Here is a 14727-nt window from a genome sequence, read left to right on the forward strand (position 1 = left end):
TGATCAACGGGTTATCGCTGCGCCGTAGCGGCAAACCAGCAGTGTCGGCGAAAAAGGCGCAGAAAAAAAGATGCCCCGCTTGAGGGGGCATCTTCAGGGCTGGCTGGCCAGGCCCTGTCACCAGGGGTAGGTCACCCCGGGCCACCCGGCCCAAGGGACGTCCCGCCCAGGCAGGCTCGGCTCGGGCCACTGCCACACCTTGCCGAGCCAGGCGCGCAGTTCGGCCTCCAGTTCGGCATCGGTGAGCGGCGCCTCGGCCACCTTCCAGAAGAAGAGCTCCACCGCCACCTCCGGCAACACCGAGGGATAGAGGTAAACCCCGCCCCAGAACTCGGGCTCCCGCGCCGGGCTCCACAGACCATAGGCAAAGGAGCGTTTGGCCAGAAACTCGGAGTGCTGCCACTCCAGATCGGCCTCGTGCTGGCTCAGGCTGAAATTGGCGGAGGGCCACACATCGTCCGGGCGAAACAGCTGATGAAGCTGCTCGCGCTCGCGCAGCATGGCGACGAACTCCACCACCGCCTGGGTCGGATTGACCGGCAGCAGCAGGAAGTGCGGGTGCCGATAGGCTTGCGGCACCCGAAACCGCTTGGGCAGGGTCAGCATCAGAGCAGTTCCAGCAGGGCCTGCAGCGGGTGCTTGAGTTTCTCCCCCTCCATCCGCTTCACCTGGCTGCGGCAAGAGTAACCGGTGGCCAGACAGCGAGCTTGCGGCAGGCGAGCCAAGGGCTCGGCCCAGCTCAGGCCATAGATGCCCTTGGAGTTCTCCACCTGTTTGGCATCATGGCCATAGGTACCAGCCATGCCGCAGCAGCCCACCGACACCGGTTGCAGGGTGGCACCGAAGCGGCGGAACAGGGTGCTCCAGTCACCGTGGGTCGACGGCTTGGCGGTCTTCTCGGTGCAGTGGGCGAACAGATACCAGGGCTCGGCGCCGGCGTCCGCTTCTCGCACAGGCAGCGCCTCGGCCGGCAAGGAGAGCAGCCACTCCTGGGGCAGCAGCACCTGGAAGTCGCCACGGGCGGGGCCGAGCGCCTTCACGTATTCGTCCCGATAGCAGAGCACCAGGGAGGGATCGACCCCCACCATGGGGATGCCGAGCGCCGCCACCTTGTTGAGGAACTGGGCGCTGCTGGCCGCGGTACGGGCAAAGGCGCGCAGGAAACCCTTTACGTGCTGGGGCTTGCCGTTGGGCTTGAACGGCAGCAGATAGGGCTGCAGGCCGAGCTTGCTGGCGAGCTTCACTAGGTCACGCACCACGGGGGCATCGTAATAGCTGGTGAAGGGATCCTGCACGATGAGCACCACTTTTTGACGCTGCTCGGGGCTCATGGCCTCCAGCCCCGGCAGGTCAAAATAGCGGGCGCGATGGTCACGCAGCTCCTCGGCCAGGGTCGGCACGCTCAATAGCGGCACGTCCACCATGCCGATGCTCTTCTCGGTCGCCTTCTGGGCCCACTCCTTCTCGAGGAAGAAGTTGACCAGTTTCGGCGCCTTGGCCAGCAAGGGGGCATAGCTTTCCACCGTGCCGACGAAGTAATCCTTGGGTCCACGCAGATAGCGGCTGTGATAGAGCTGCATGAAGCGAGCGCGGAAGGTGGGCACATCCACCTTGATGGGGCACTGGCTAGTGCAGGCTTTACACGCCAGGCACCCCTCCATCGCCTCCATCACCTCGTGGGAGAAGTCATACTCGCCGCGGGCGCGGGCCACCGTGTTGCGAAACTTGTCGACAATCTGCTTGAAGCGCAGACCACCGCTTTGCAGCGCCACCTCCTCACTCAGCGGATCGAAGCCCTGCTGTGCCAGCTGGCGCAGCCATTCGCGCATCAGGCCGGCCCGCCCCTTGGGAGAGTGACGGCGGTCGCGGCTGATCTTGACCGAGGGACACATGGGGGAGTCGGTCTCGAAGGTGAAACACAGACCGTTGCCGTTGCAATCGAGGGCCCGGGTATAGCTCTCGCGCACGGCAATCGGGATCTGGCGGTCGAACTTGCCGCGCTTGGGCCCGTCCACCGAGACAAGCGAAGCGCCGCTGCCATAAGGCATGCAGATCTTGCCCGGGTTGATGCGATTGGCCGGGTCGAACGCCCCTTTGACCCGTTGCAGCTCCTCCCACAGCTCGCCGAAAAAGGCGGGGCTGTATTCGGAGCGGAAGCCCTTGCCGTGCTCCCCCCACATCAGGCCGCCGTATTTGGCGGTGAGCGCCACCACCTGATCGGAGATGCGCCGCAGCAGCACCTCCTGCTCGGGATCGCACAAGTCCAGCGCCGGGCGCACGTGCAGCACCCCGGCATCGACGTGGCCGAACATGCCGTAATCAAGGCCGTGAGCGTCCAGCAGGGTACGAAACTCCATGATGAAGTCCGCCAGGGATTCCGGCGGCACGGCGGTGTCTTCGGTGAAGGCCACCGGCTTTTTGCGCCCTTCGGCGTTGCCGAGCAGCCCCACCGACTTCTTGCGCATGCCATAGATGGTCTCGATGCTCGGCAGGTGGTTGCACACCTGATAGCCAATGACACCTGCTTCACCACGCGCCAGCAGGCCGTCGATGCGCCGGCACAGCTCCGCCACCTTGGCCTTGTGCGCATCCTCGTCGGTGTCGGCAAACTCGACGATATTGAGCCCCTGCAGATCCTTGCCGGGCACATCCTGGATGAGATCCTTCACCGAGTGCCAGATGATGTCGGCGCGAGCCAGTCCCAGCACCCGGGAGTCCACCGTCTCCACCGACAGGGCGTGGGCCTGTACCATAAAGGGGGCGTTTCTGAGCGCGGAGGGGAAGCTGTCGTACTTGACGTTGACCAAGGTGCGGTAGCGCGGGATGGGGGTGATGTTGAGCCGGGCTTCGGTGATGAAGCCCAAGGAGCCTTCCGAGCCGCACAGCACCCGGCTCACATCCAGAGTGTCGGTATCGGGCTGATAGAGGTGCTTGAGATCGTAACCGGTCAGAAAGCGGTTGAGCTTGGGGAAGGTGGCTTCGATGTCGGCGCGCCGCTCGCGGCCGATGCGATAGAGGGTGCGATAGATCTCCCCCTCCCGGGTCTCGAGGGCCAGCTTGTCCGCCAGACGCTCGCCGGTCACCGGCTCGGTCGCCATGAGATCGCCGTTTTCCAGCACGGCCTTGAGGCCGAGCACGTGATCCGAGGTCTTGCCGTACACCAGCGACCCCTGCCCCGAGGCATCGGTGTTGACCATGCCCCCCAAAGTGGCCCGGTTGGAGGTGGAGAGATCCGGCGAGAAGAAGTAGCCGTGGGGTTTGAGATAGGCGTTGAGCTGGTCTTTCACCACCCCGGCCTGGGCCCGCACCCAGCCCTCTTCCAGATTAATTTCCATGATCTGGTTCATATGGCGCGAGAGATCGACGATAATGCCGCCGCCCAAGGATTGGCCATTGGTGCCGGTACCGCCGCCGCGAGGGAAGAAACTCAAGGTTGCGTACTCGGGCCCCTGGGCCAGCTTGAGCATCATCGCTATGTCATCCGCGCTGCGCGGATAGAGAACCGCCTGAGGTACGACCTGATAGACGCTGTTATCCGTCGCCATCGCCAACCGGCTTGCATAAGACTTTTCGATATCACCACGAAATGCTGATCGCGCCAGCAACTCAAGAAACTGCAGGGTTGTAGGTGACAAACTGTCCTGGTAATCGAGTCTCGGGATCATGAATCCTTGTTCCCATCCTTTGCTTGATGCCGGCATCCCGGCGACAACGACCGTTCGGACCTGCCTCTTTGCGGGTGTCCGAACCAGTCCGCTCACATGTGAGCGGGCAGTATATCAGCTAGAAAACCGCTTGCGCGCGCAATCTTCACCATTTGAAAGGAGGACTTTTATGGCTCACTACAGCCATGTTATCAGTACGCTTATTCGCACCGAAAAACAGGCGCTGACCCTGTCGCTGTTTGGTTGCATCACCTTTGCCATTTTCGGGATCGGCTATGGTCTGTTCGTCGGTTCCAACGCCATCATGCTGGACGGCATCTTCACCCTGTTCAGCATGGGCATGACGGGCCTTGGGCTCATCACCGCCTACCTGGTTACCCGCCCCTCCGACGCCCGTTTCCAATACGGCTACGCCCACTTCGAACCCATCGCCAACGTCATCAACGGCGCCATCATTCTGCTGCTCTGCCTTGGCGCCCTCTATGGCGGCATCACCTCCCTGCTGGCGGGCGGACGAGAAATAGATCTCGGCCACGCCCTCATCTATGCCGTCGTCTCCACCTTCTTCTGCGGCATCCTCTATCTCATCGAGGCCGACGTGGCCGAGCGGGTCAACTCCGAGCTGGTGCGGGTGGACTCCAAGGAGTGGCTGGTGGATACCCTGCTCAGCGCCACCCTGCTCATCGGCTTTCTGGTCGCCATCGGGCTCGATACCCTGGGTTACGGCCACTACAACCGCTACATAGACCCGGTGCTGGTCTCGCTGCTGGCCCTGTGTGCCACCCTCATCCCCATCAAGGTGCTCGGTCGCAACCTGCGGGAAGTGCTGAAGATTGCCCCCAAGGGGGATGTCTCCCGGCTGGTGGCAAGCGAAGTCGAAGCCCTGCGCCTGCGCCATGGGGTCGAGTGCTACAGCCACCTGGCGAAAAGCGGCCGCCGCTTCGATCTCGAGCTCAACATCCTGGTGGCCCCCGGCCAGGAATGGCCCGTCGAGCGCCAGGATGCCCTGCGCCAGGAGCTCTGGTCCCGCCTCGGCGACACCCTGGGAGACGCCTGGCTGTCGGTCTGCTTCACCCGCGAGAAACGCTGGCTCTGACCCGGACTGCACGCTGAATGACGCGCGGGGCTGCACAGCCCCGCGCGATGACTCATCCGGGATCCCCACTCCGGCGTTGGTTGTTCTGCACTTTTCTCCTGTGTCTCCCGCGTCTCCCGAGTCTCCCCGTGTTCTGCCCTCTGCGGGTGTGCTCAACGGACCTCTGGTCCCAGGACATCCACCAGTGTTCCTCCCCCGCCAAAGACACAAACGTTTGCCACCCCTGTTGGATCAAGATTTATTTTCATCCCATACCAAACAAATAAAAATTCGTTGCTAAAAGAAAGTGTCACCGCTATTTATTTGTGTGCAGGGAGGCGGTGATTGAATGCCAAAGAGGGAGTTGTTATTAACCGGAAAAATAAAATAACAAACATCGTATCATTATACAGTTGAGGCAATATCCATGAAAAACACAGTCATTGCTGTCATGACGCTGATCATGACCGGTGCGGCACAAGCTGCCATTCCCCAGTTGAATTATGAGTGCCCGGGCCAGATCCAGTTTCACAGCGATGAAGGGGGCCCCGTCTATATCAACGGCCAAGAGGCCAAGGTCAAGGAGTACGGTGAGGACTTCTTCGAGGTGAAGGGGTCAGGAGTCATTCTCTCCATCAGCAACATCAACGGGAAATACGACGTCTCTTACAACAGCAAGAATGGCTCCGGCGTCTGTCATCCCGTCTCCACCGCAGCCCCTGCTGCTGCGACTTCCCACAAGGCCAGTCCCGCAGAGAAAGCCTGTCTCAAGGCGGTCTCCGACAAGACAGACGTGGCACAGCAGCAGCTCCAGGTGATCGACGTGATGGACTCGGAAGCCGGGGTAGGCGTCACCATCAAGGTGCCGGGTGCAGAGGCTCCCTGGTCATGCCTGAGCGACAAGAAGGGTCATGTTCAGGGCGCGGCCTATACCGGCAATTGACCTGACGACCAGGGCTAACGTCCCCTGAAACAACCCGTGTGAGCGCAAACGAGGAGGCCTGGGCCTCCTTGCTTTTTATACGTAAAATATATGATTCATGCGAATTAGTTGGTGGCGAACAAGTTAAATCTAGAATAATAACTCCATATCAAACACCATAACCCCCCCTATTCCTCCTTTCTCCCATGACACCGCCGCAATATTTCCCCCTGAAACAAATTATTACAAAAACAATGGATATATATGAGCCTGATGAATCCGGTTGTTGGTATCAGCTCGTTTATTTTCCTTGTTCAGCACCTATGTTTGTGGTCGTGTCAATGTGTTGCTCTTTTATCTCCAGTCAAACTTGGCTGCGCATCAATGCCTCTTTCCCTTGCCTCCCCCGTCGGCAATCCCCTCGTCGCGTCCCCCTGACAGCCCCCTTGCCAAATGGCGGCGAGTCGTTATCATCAGGGCTCACTTTTGACCCGAGGTTTTATTGCCCATCATGGACAATCCCCGAAGTAGCCCTTCGTCTTTTCCCATCAAAGCCTATCTGTACCTGCTCAACCAACGCCTCTGAAGCGATCGTCTCCGTCACCACGGCCACGCCGTGACCACGATTCACTGCATCTGTCTTCATTGAGGTCAATCACATGGAATTCTTGCTGGACCCGTCAATCTGGGTCGGTCTGCTTACCCTGATCATCCTGGAAATCGTTCTCGGGATAGACAACCTGGTCTTCATCGCCATCCTGGTGAAAAAACTGCCCCCCGCCCAGCGGGACAAGGCGCGCATCATCGGTCTCTCCCTGGCCCTGCTGATGCGCCTGGGACTGCTCACCATCATGTCATGGCTGGTCACCCTCACGGCTCCTCTGCTGCACATCTGGGATCACCCCTTCTCCGGTCGGGATCTCATCCTGATGGGAGGCGGCCTCTTCCTGCTGTTCAAGGCCACCTCCGAGCTGCATGAGCGACTCGAGGCCAAGCCCGAGGAACAAGGCGGCACCGGCGTCTATGCCGGGTTCGGGGTGGTGATCGCCCAGATCCTGGTGCTGGATGCGGTCTTCTCCCTGGACTCCATCATCACCGCCGTCGGCATGGTGGATCACCTCGGCGTCATGATGGCGGCTGTGACCATCGCCATGGTAGTGATGGTGCTCGCCTCCAAGCCCCTGACCCGCTTCGTCAACGCCCACCCCACTGTGGTGGTGCTCTGCCTGAGCTTCCTCTTGATGATCGGCTTCAGCCTGGTGGCGGAGGGCTTCGGCTTCCACATTCCGAAGGGCTACCTCTACGCGGCCATCGGCTTCTCGGTGCTCATCGAGTTCTTCAACCAGCTCGCCCAGCGCAGTGCCCTGCGCCATGAGGCTCGCCAGCCCCTGCGCGAGCGCACCACCGCCGCCATCTTCAAGCTGATGGGGGGGAACAAGCGCTCAGCCCACCCGCAGGAGGACGAAGAAGAGGTGCAGGCTCAGCCCCTGCCCCCTGGTTTCGGTGAAGAGGAGCGTTACATGGTGAGCGGCGTGCTGTCGCTGGCCGAGCGTTCCATTCGCACCATCATGACCCCGCGCTCCGAGATGGAGTGGATCGACGTGAGCGACAGCGAGGACGAGATCCGCGCCCTGCTGCAACGGGCCCCCCACAGCCTGTTCCCGGTCTGTGACGGGGAGCTGGACGAGATCATCGGGGTGGTCAAGGCTCGGGATCTGCTGTTTGCCCTCAACGAGGGGCAATCCCTGGCAGCACTAGCCAGACAGAACGAGCCCGTCATCGTGCCCCAGACCATCAACGTGATCCGGCTGCTGGCGGAGCTGCGCCAGGCCAGGGGCAGCCTCATTCTGGTGGCGGACGAGTTTGGCGTCATCCAGGGGCTGGTCACCAACCACGATCTGCTGGAGGCCATCGTCGGCGAGCTGCCGGACGAGGACGAGACCCCCGATGTGGTGCGCGAGGGCGAGCATTGGCTCATCCACGGCACCACCAACATCCATCAGGTGGAGCAGGCCCTGAACTGCGACGGGCTGGTGAGCGAGAGCGACGAGTACGTGACCCTGGCGGGCATGCTGCTCTCCCACTTCGGCAGTCTGCCCGACGTCGGTCAGCAGTTGCACCTCGGCCAGTTCTGCTTCGAGGTCATGGCCGTGAGCGAGCGGCGCATCGAGCGAGTACGGGTCACCCCACTCTCCCCCTGATCATCGGTGGCAATGCAGCAAAAGAGGGCCTTTGGCCCTCTTTTTTCTGGCGCGAGCCCGGCCCCTCCCGCGCCATTGCTGCGATAACGGCAATTCTCTTCTGCAATACCCCCTCTTTTTCACAATAACAATCCCCTCTAGAGTCACCTCACTCCCAAAGATTGAGGAATCCATCATGCACCACGATCCCCTGTTCTGCCCCCTTCGCCTCGGCCAGCTGCACCTTGCCAACCGCATCGTCATGCCCCCCATGACCCGCTCCCGCGCCAGCCAGCCCGGGGACGTGGCCAACGCCATGATGGCGACCTACTACGCCCAGCGTGCCGGGGCCGGCCTCATCATCAGCGAAGGCACCCAGATAGATCCCCTGGGCAAGGGCTACGCCTGGACGCCGGGCATCCACAGCGCCGAGCAGGTGGCAGGCTGGAAGCAGGTAACAGACGCGGTCCACGCCGAGGGGGGCATCATGTTCGCCCAGCTCTGGCACGTGGGCCGGGTCACCCATCCTGACAACATCGGCGGCGCCCAGCCCCTCTCCTCCTCCGCCATCCAGGCCAAGGGAGTGAAGGTATTCGTCGACAACGGCAGCGATGCCCCGGGGTTTGTGGAGACCGTCACCCCGCGCGCCATGACCCAGGCCGACATCGACGCCGTGGTGGGGCAGTTTCGCCGGGCCGCCCGCAACGCCATGGAAGCGGGCTTTGACGGCATCGAGTTGCACGCCGCCAACGGCTACCTCATCAACCAGTTCCTCGACTCCGAGTCCAATACCCACACCGACGGCTATGGCGGTTCGCTCGAAAACCGGCTGCGTTTCCTCAAAGAGGTGACCGAGGCGGTCTGTGACGAGATCGGTCCCGACCGGGTCGGGGTACGCCTTGCGCCACTCACCACCCTCAACGGTACCGTGGATGCCAACCCCCAGGAGACCTATCTGGCCGCCGCGCGCCTGCTGGGCAAGCTCGGCGTGGTCTATCTGCACGTCGCCGAAGCGGACTGGGACGACGCCCCCCTGATGGCGGAGAGCTTCAAGCAGGGGCTGCGCGATGCCTTCCCCAACACCCTCATCTACGCCGGCAAGTACGATAGGGAACGCGCCCGCGCCGCCATCGAGGCGGGCTGGGCCGACATGATTGGCTTCGGTCGCCCCTTCGTGGCCAACCCCGACTTGCCGAACCGCCTGCGCCACGGCCATCCGTTCGCCCCCCACGATCCCGCCACCCTGTTTGGCGGCGGCGAGAAAGGGCTGACCGATTACCCCGTCTATGGGGCAGAGCGGGCATAGGGCGGCTCGCGCCGAACGCCTTACCGGGCGGGCCCCACCAGCGTGGGGTCCGCCTTGCTGTCTTGCCAGTGCAACAACAACTCAAGACATTGTTACGCCATATGACTCAATCTGCGCCCCCTCTCTTTCAAGGAGTCACCATGAACCATACCCAGGCCTGGTGCTGGCACGCCCCCGGCGAACCGGACCAGCTCACCCTCACCCGGCAAGCGCTCCCCACCCCCGAGCCCGACGAGGTCCTCGTCGCCAACCGGATCATCGCCTTCAATCCGGTGGACTGGAAACTCATCGAACAGGGTCATCCCCACTGGCAGCCAGGCCATGTGCCTGGCGTCGATGGCATGGGCACCCTGGTGGCGCTGGGGGCCAACGTCACCCACCTGCGCCCCGGCACCCGGGTCGCCTATCACACCGACCTGCGCCACGGCGGCAGCTTTGCCCGCCACACCCTGGTGCCGGCTCGCGCCCTGATGCCGGTGCCCGATGCCCTGAGCGACGAGGCGGCCGCCGCGCTCCCCTGCCCCGGCCTCACCGCCTGGCAGGCGCTGGCCAAGCTGCCGCACCTGTACGGGGAGGCCCTGCTCATCTCGGGGGCTGGCAGCAGTGTCGGCCGCTTCGCGGTGCAACTTGCCCTCCAGAAGGGGGCCCGCGTCTTTGCCAGCGCCAGCCCGCGCCACCACCAGTGGCTCAAACAGCTAGGCGTGCAGGGGGTGGCGGACTATCGGGATCCCGACTGGCTGGCCCAGTTGCAGGCCGCCAACGGCGGTGAACCCTTCGAGGGGATCATCGATCTGGTCTCCAGCCAGCAGGCAGAAGCCTTGCTGCCTGCCCTTGGCTATTACGGCCACATGGTGACGGTGCTCGGGCGCATCGCGCGCAACCCGCTGCCCGCCTTTAGCCATTGCCACTCATTGCACGAGATTGCCCTCGGCGCCCAGCACCCCTTTGGCTCGGATAAACAGTGGAGCCGTCTGGTGGCGGCCGGTGTCGCCATGATGGCGCAGATGGCGAGCGGCGAGCTGACCCTGCCGCCGCTGGTGGTGGGCGACTTTGACGCCCTGCCCGCCCTGCTCACCCACGTCAAGCAGGAGGGACAAGGGGAAAAGTATCTGGTGAGGGTGGGTTGATACCCGCCCAACGATGGCACAAAGAGGCCCGCCATGGCAGGCCTCCTCCATTCAAGGTGTGCAAGGCGGCCTGCTCAGTGCAGGCTCACCCCGTGCAGGGCGGCATGGAGGCGAATGTCCCGGGTCAGACGCACCTTGTCCGCAATGCTCAGCCAGCTCGCCTCCACGGCATTGAGACTGAGGCGGCACAGCTGCTCCTGGCTGGCGCCAAGCCCGTCGGCCAGGGCCTGGAAGTTGGCCCCCAGGTATCCCCCGAAATAGGCGGGATCGTCGGAGTTCACGGTGACGCAGAGCCCCTGCTCCAGCAGCCTCAGCACATTGTGGTGGGCCATCTGGTCAAACACCCTGAGCCGCACGTTGGAGAGGGGGCAGACGGTGAGGGGCAACCGGGTATCCGCCAGGTAGCTCAGCAGCGCGGGATCCTCGACGCAGCGCACCCCGTGATCGATGCGCTGCACCCCGAGCTCCCGGATCGCCTGCCAGATGTAGTCCGCAGGTCCCTCCTCCCCCGCGTGGGCCACCACCGGCAACCCCAGTTCCCTGGCCCGGGCAAAGACCCGGGCGAACTTGCTGGGCGGATTGCCCTGCTCCCCCGAATCGAGGCCGACCCCGTGCAGGCGCGCCAGGTGCGGAGCGGCCTCTGCCAGGGTGGCGAATGCCGCCTCTTCACTCAGGTGGCGCAGGAAGCTCATGATAAGCCGCCAGCTGATGCCAAAGGCTGCTTCGCCAGCCTGCAGCGCCCGCTCGATGCCCCCCAGCACGGTGGCGAAGGGCACGCTGCGGGCGGTGTGGGTCTGGGGGTCGAAAAAGATCTCCACGTGCACCACGTGATCGGCAACGCAGCGCTCGAGATAGGCCCAGGTGAGGTCGAAGAAATCCTGTTCGTGGATGAGCACGCTGGCGCCGAGGTAGTAGAGATCGAGGAAGGATTGCAGGCCGTCGAACTCATAGGCAGCGCGCAGGCTGTCGACATCGGGCCAGGGCAGCGCCACCCCGTTGCGCTGGCCGAGGGCGAACATCAGCTCGGGTTCGAGGGTCCCCTCGATATGCAGGTGCAGTTCCAGCTTGGGCAAGCCGGCAATAAAGTGCTCCATGATGACGGCTCCATCGTCAGACTCCGTGCGGACACCACCGGGGCGGCGCCCTCCCTTCGCCTTCATTGTGCACCCATCTGGCCCGCCGGAGGAGACTTGTCATCAAAGGGCCTTATAATGGCGGCACAAAAACCATAACCGATTGAAGAGACGAACAGAGGGATGCCCTGTCCCCGCTCTTGCGCCCTACAAGGAGAATTCATGAAGAAAAACGTCATCTGTGACATTGACGGCGTCATCCTGCACAACAACGATCTCATTCCCGGCGCCGACCGCTTCGTCCACCGCCTGCTGGAGCAGGGCAGCAAGCTCCTGTTCCTCACCAACTACCCGGCCCAGACCCAGAAAGATCTGCAAAACCGCTTCCGCTCCGCCGGAATAGAGGTGCCCGAGGAGTGCTTCTACACCTCCGCCATGGGCACCGCCGACTTTCTCAAGCGCCAGGATGGCAAGAAGGCCTATGTGATTGGCGAAGGGGCCCTGACCCACGAGCTCTACAAGGCCGGCTTCACCATCACCGACATCGACCCGGACTTCGTGGTGGTGGGGGAGACCCGCAACTACAACTGGACCATGATGCAGCAGGGCGCCAAGTTCGTGGATCAGGGGGCCCGCTTCATCGCTACCAACCCGGATACCCACGGCCCCATGATGCACCCGGCCTGCGGCGCCCTGTGTGCCCCCATCGAGCGGATGACCGGCAAGAAGCCCTTCTATGTCGGCAAGCCGAGCGCCTGGATCATTCGCGCGGCCCTCAACCGGATGGAGGCCCACTCCGACGACACCATCATCATCGGCGACAACCTGCGCACCGACATCCTGGCAGGCTTCCAGGCCGGTCTCGAGACGGTGCTGGTGCTCTCCGGGGTGAGCAAGGTGGCGGACATCGACCGCATGCCGTTTCGACCGAACCACATCTTTGACTCCGTGGTGGACATCGACATCGTCTGATCCCGGGTGCCGCCCTTCCGGTAGCCTTCAGCCTGCACGGGCCCCCTTGGCAAAGGGGGCCCGTTTCGTTTAACGTAAGCGCAACATCGTTAAACAAACTAAACGGGAGCAGGATGCTCCTTCGCCACTCAAGGACGCACCATGAAGAGCCTGAACGACTGGATCCTGCTGGACAAGCACACTGTCTCCCCCACCCCGATGATGCCAGCCCCCGAGCGCATCAGGACCGGAACGCCGAGCCAGACGGCATGGAACCACTACTCCGACCCTAGCCAGCAGTTTCACGTGGGCTTCTGGGCTTGCGAGCCGGGCTGCTGGGCCGTTCACTATACCGAACACGAATACTGCCAGATGCTGGAAGGGGAGGCGGTGATCCACGACGAGCAGGGCGGCCGGCTGCACCTCAAACCGGGGGATCAGTTCGTCATTCCCGCCGGTTTTGTCGGGCAGTGGGAGACCCTCACCCCTTGTCGCAAGCTCTATGTGATCTTCGAACCCGCCGCGACTTGACGCGCACGTCAACCCTGACCCTCTCTCTTCAGGCGGCCGGACGGCCGCCATCCCCTGCGCAACTTGACGCTTACGGCATGATTTTCTGCGGTTTTCCCGCTTGCAAAAGGGTTTTCCGCTAGGCATTGTGATTGGCGAGGAATGTAAATGGAATTTCGAGCCCAAACGTGGGGGGCTCATATAAAAATCAAGAGGATTACCGCCAATGTGTTCTATTTTCGGCATTCTGGACATCAAGACCGACGCCACTGCCCTGCGCAAATCGGCCTTGGAGATGTCCAAGCGACTGCGTCACCGCGGGCCTGACTGGTCCGGCGTCTACAGCTCCGACAAGGCCATCCTGGTGCACGAGCGCCTGGCCATCGTCGATCCGGGCAACGGCGCACAGCCTCTCTACAACCCCGAGCGCACGCACGTATTGGCCGTCAACGGCGAGATCTACAACCACAAGGAGCTGGAGAAGAACCTCAAGGTCGACTTCCAGTTCCAGACCCACTCCGACTGTGAAGTGCTGCTGGCCCTCTACAAGGAGAAGGGCCCGGCGTTCCTGGACGATTTGAACGGCATCTTCGCCTTCATCCTCTATGACGCCGAGCAGGATGCCTACCTGATTGGTCGCGACCACATGGGGATCATCCCCCTCTATACCGGCCGCGACGAACACGGCAACTTCTATGTCGCCTCCGAGATGAAGGCCCTGGTGCCGGTGTGCAAGAGCGTCGAGACCTTCCCGCCGGGACACTACCTGTGGAGCAAGGATGGCGAGCTTAAAACTTGGTACAAGCGGGACTGGATGGAATACGCGCCGGTCGAGCACAACGTCAGCGACAAGGCCGAGCTCAAAGCGGCCCTGGAAGCGGCGGTCAAGCGCCAGCTGATGTGCGACGTGCCCTATGGCGTGCTGCTCTCCGGTGGTCTGGATTCGTCCGTCATCTCCGCCATCACCAAGCTCTATGCCGCCCGCCGGGTGGAAGACGATGGCAAGAGCGAAGCCTGGTGGCCGCAGCTGCACTCCTTCGCCGTCGGCCTGGAAGGGTCGCCGGATCTCGCCGCCGCCCGCAAGGTGGCCGATCACCTCGGCACCATCCACCACCAGATCCACTTCACCGTGCAGGAAGGGCTGGATGCCCTGCGGGACGTCATCTATCACCTCGAGACCTATGACGTCACCACCATCCGCGCCTCCACGCCTATGTACCTGATGGCCCGCTACATCAAGGCGATGGGCATCAAGATGGTGCTCTCGGGCGAGGGTTCGGACGAGCTGTTCGGTGGCTACCTCTACTTCCACAAGGCGCCCAACGCCCGGGAGTTCCACGAGGAGAACGTGCGCAAGCTGGCCTCCCTGCATCTGTATGACTGCCTGCGGGCCAACAAGTCCATGGCCGCCTGGGGCGTGGAAGGCCGCGTGCCCTTCCTCGACAAGGAGTTCATGGACGTGGCGATGCGCCTCAATCCCGCCGACAAGATGTGCGGCAAGGGCAAGATCGAGAAGCACATCCTGCGGGAAGCCTTCGAGGATCTGCTGCCCCACGAAGTGGCGTGGCGCCAGAAGGAGCAGTTCTCCGACGGCGTAGGCTACTCCTGGATTGACAGCCTGAAAGCCATGGTCGAGGAAGAGGTGACGGATCAGATGTTCGAGGCCGCGGCCTTCCGCTTCCCCGTCAACACCCCGCTCACCAAGGAGGCGTACTACTACCGCGCCATCTTCGACGAGCACTTCCCGCTGGAGTCCGCCGCCCGCACCGTGCCCTACGGCAAGTCGGTCGCCTGCTCCACCCCGACCGCGCTCGAATGGGATGCCAAGTTCAAGGAGATGGCCGACCCCTCCGGTCGCGCCGTGATGGACGTCCACCAGCAGGGTTACTGATCGCCCCAGACCTGAATACAAAGCCCC

The 14727-nt window shown here is 62.7% G+C and carries 11 protein-coding genes; 8 read left to right on the top strand and 3 right to left on the bottom strand.

What is annotated here, in order from left to right; genetic code table 11:
* Window positions 1-117 precede the first annotated feature (117 nt).
* On the bottom strand, window positions 118-606 hold the full coding sequence (locus C2U37_RS21980) for a hypothetical protein (protein ID WP_104453055.1): 489 nt from the start codon (window positions 604-606) through the stop codon (window positions 118-120).
* The gene (ydiJ, locus tag C2U37_RS21985; RefSeq protein WP_199770482.1) at window positions 606-3665 is read right to left on the bottom strand and encodes a D-2-hydroxyglutarate dehydrogenase YdiJ; all 3060 of its coding nucleotides are present in this window, start codon (window positions 3663-3665) and stop codon (window positions 606-608) included. The genes C2U37_RS21980 and ydiJ overlap by 1 nt, the downstream gene beginning before the upstream one ends.
* A 169-nt stretch (window positions 3666-3834) precedes the next feature.
* Between ydiJ and C2U37_RS21990 the strand changes: the two genes are divergently transcribed.
* The 5 genes from C2U37_RS21990 to C2U37_RS22010 all read left to right on the top strand — a co-directional run bounded on the left by C2U37_RS21990 (window position 3835) and on the right by C2U37_RS22010 (window position 10275).
* Window positions 3835-4761, top strand: a complete 927-nt coding sequence (locus tag C2U37_RS21990; RefSeq protein ID WP_041214996.1) for a cation diffusion facilitator family transporter — start codon at window positions 3835-3837, stop codon at window positions 4759-4761.
* A 406-nt stretch (window positions 4762-5167) separates the two neighbouring features.
* The gene (locus C2U37_RS21995) at window positions 5168-5683 is read left to right on the top strand and encodes a hypothetical protein (protein ID WP_233462885.1); all 516 of its coding nucleotides are present in this window, start codon (window positions 5168-5170) and stop codon (window positions 5681-5683) included.
* Between the two features lie 638 nt (window positions 5684-6321).
* Complete coding sequence (locus C2U37_RS22000; protein WP_039038766.1) at window positions 6322-7863, top strand: TerC family protein; 1542 nt, start codon at window positions 6322-6324, stop codon at window positions 7861-7863.
* A gap of 175 nt (window positions 7864-8038) precedes the next feature.
* Complete coding sequence (locus C2U37_RS22005; protein WP_104453058.1) at window positions 8039-9148, top strand: alkene reductase; 1110 nt, start codon at window positions 8039-8041, stop codon at window positions 9146-9148.
* 140 nt (window positions 9149-9288) lie between these two features.
* Entirely contained in the window at window positions 9289-10275 is a 987-nt protein-coding gene (locus C2U37_RS22010; protein ID WP_104453059.1) for a zinc-binding dehydrogenase, read from the top strand.
* Between the two features lie 74 nt (window positions 10276-10349).
* Here the strand turns inward: C2U37_RS22010 and C2U37_RS22015 are convergent, their stop codons facing one another.
* On the bottom strand, window positions 10350-11369 hold the full coding sequence (locus tag C2U37_RS22015) for an adenosine deaminase (RefSeq protein WP_104453060.1): 1020 nt from the start codon (window positions 11367-11369) through the stop codon (window positions 10350-10352).
* A 201-nt stretch (window positions 11370-11570) separates the two neighbouring features.
* Between C2U37_RS22015 and C2U37_RS22020 the strand changes: the two genes are divergently transcribed.
* The 3 genes from C2U37_RS22020 to asnB all read left to right on the top strand — a co-directional run bounded on the left by C2U37_RS22020 (window position 11571) and on the right by asnB (window position 14700).
* Window positions 11571-12320, top strand: a complete 750-nt coding sequence (locus C2U37_RS22020; protein ID WP_005337281.1) for an HAD-IIA family hydrolase — start codon at window positions 11571-11573, stop codon at window positions 12318-12320.
* 141 nt (window positions 12321-12461) lie between these two features.
* Window positions 12462-12830, top strand: coding sequence for a cupin domain-containing protein (locus C2U37_RS22025; RefSeq protein WP_043155137.1), 369 nt, complete (start codon window positions 12462-12464; stop codon window positions 12828-12830).
* Window positions 12831-13035: 205 nt separating this feature from the next.
* Window positions 13036-14700, top strand: a complete 1665-nt coding sequence (gene asnB / locus C2U37_RS22030) for an asparagine synthase B (protein WP_041213050.1) — start codon at window positions 13036-13038, stop codon at window positions 14698-14700.
* Window positions 14701-14727: the final 27 nt, after the last annotated feature.

Origin of the sequence: Aeromonas sp. ASNIH1 (assembly GCF_002934285.1) — a bacterium.
GTDB lineage: Bacteria > Pseudomonadota > Gammaproteobacteria > Enterobacterales > Aeromonadaceae > Aeromonas > Aeromonas caviae.

What these genes read in the sequence shown, in the direction of transcription:
- C2U37_RS22000 (WP_039038766.1), top strand. Translation starts at nt 6,322, where the DNA reads ATGGAATTCTTGCTGGACCCGTCAATCTGGGTCGGTCTGCTTACCCTG.
- C2U37_RS22025 (WP_043155137.1), top strand. Translation starts at nt 12,462, where the DNA reads ATGAAGAGCCTGAACGACTGGATCCTGCTGGACAAGCACACTGTCTCC.
- C2U37_RS21995 (WP_233462885.1), top strand. Translation starts at nt 5,168, where the DNA reads ATGAAAAACACAGTCATTGCTGTCATGACGCTGATCATGACCGGTGCG.
- C2U37_RS22015 (WP_104453060.1), bottom strand. Translation starts at nt 11,369, where the DNA reads ATGGAGCACTTTATTGCCGGCTTGCCCAAGCTGGAACTGCACCTGCAT.
- C2U37_RS22005 (WP_104453058.1), top strand. Translation starts at nt 8,039, where the DNA reads ATGCACCACGATCCCCTGTTCTGCCCCCTTCGCCTCGGCCAGCTGCAC.
- asnB (WP_041213050.1), top strand. Translation starts at nt 13,036, where the DNA reads ATGTGTTCTATTTTCGGCATTCTGGACATCAAGACCGACGCCACTGCC.
- ydiJ (WP_199770482.1), bottom strand. Translation starts at nt 3,665, where the DNA reads ATGATCCCGAGACTCGATTACCAGGACAGTTTGTCACCTACAACCCTG.
- C2U37_RS22020 (WP_005337281.1), top strand. Translation starts at nt 11,571, where the DNA reads ATGAAGAAAAACGTCATCTGTGACATTGACGGCGTCATCCTGCACAAC.
- C2U37_RS21990 (WP_041214996.1), top strand. Translation starts at nt 3,835, where the DNA reads ATGGCTCACTACAGCCATGTTATCAGTACGCTTATTCGCACCGAAAAA.
- C2U37_RS22010 (WP_104453059.1), top strand. Translation starts at nt 9,289, where the DNA reads ATGAACCATACCCAGGCCTGGTGCTGGCACGCCCCCGGCGAACCGGAC.
- C2U37_RS21980 (WP_104453055.1), bottom strand. Translation starts at nt 606, where the DNA reads ATGCTGACCCTGCCCAAGCGGTTTCGGGTGCCGCAAGCCTATCGGCAC.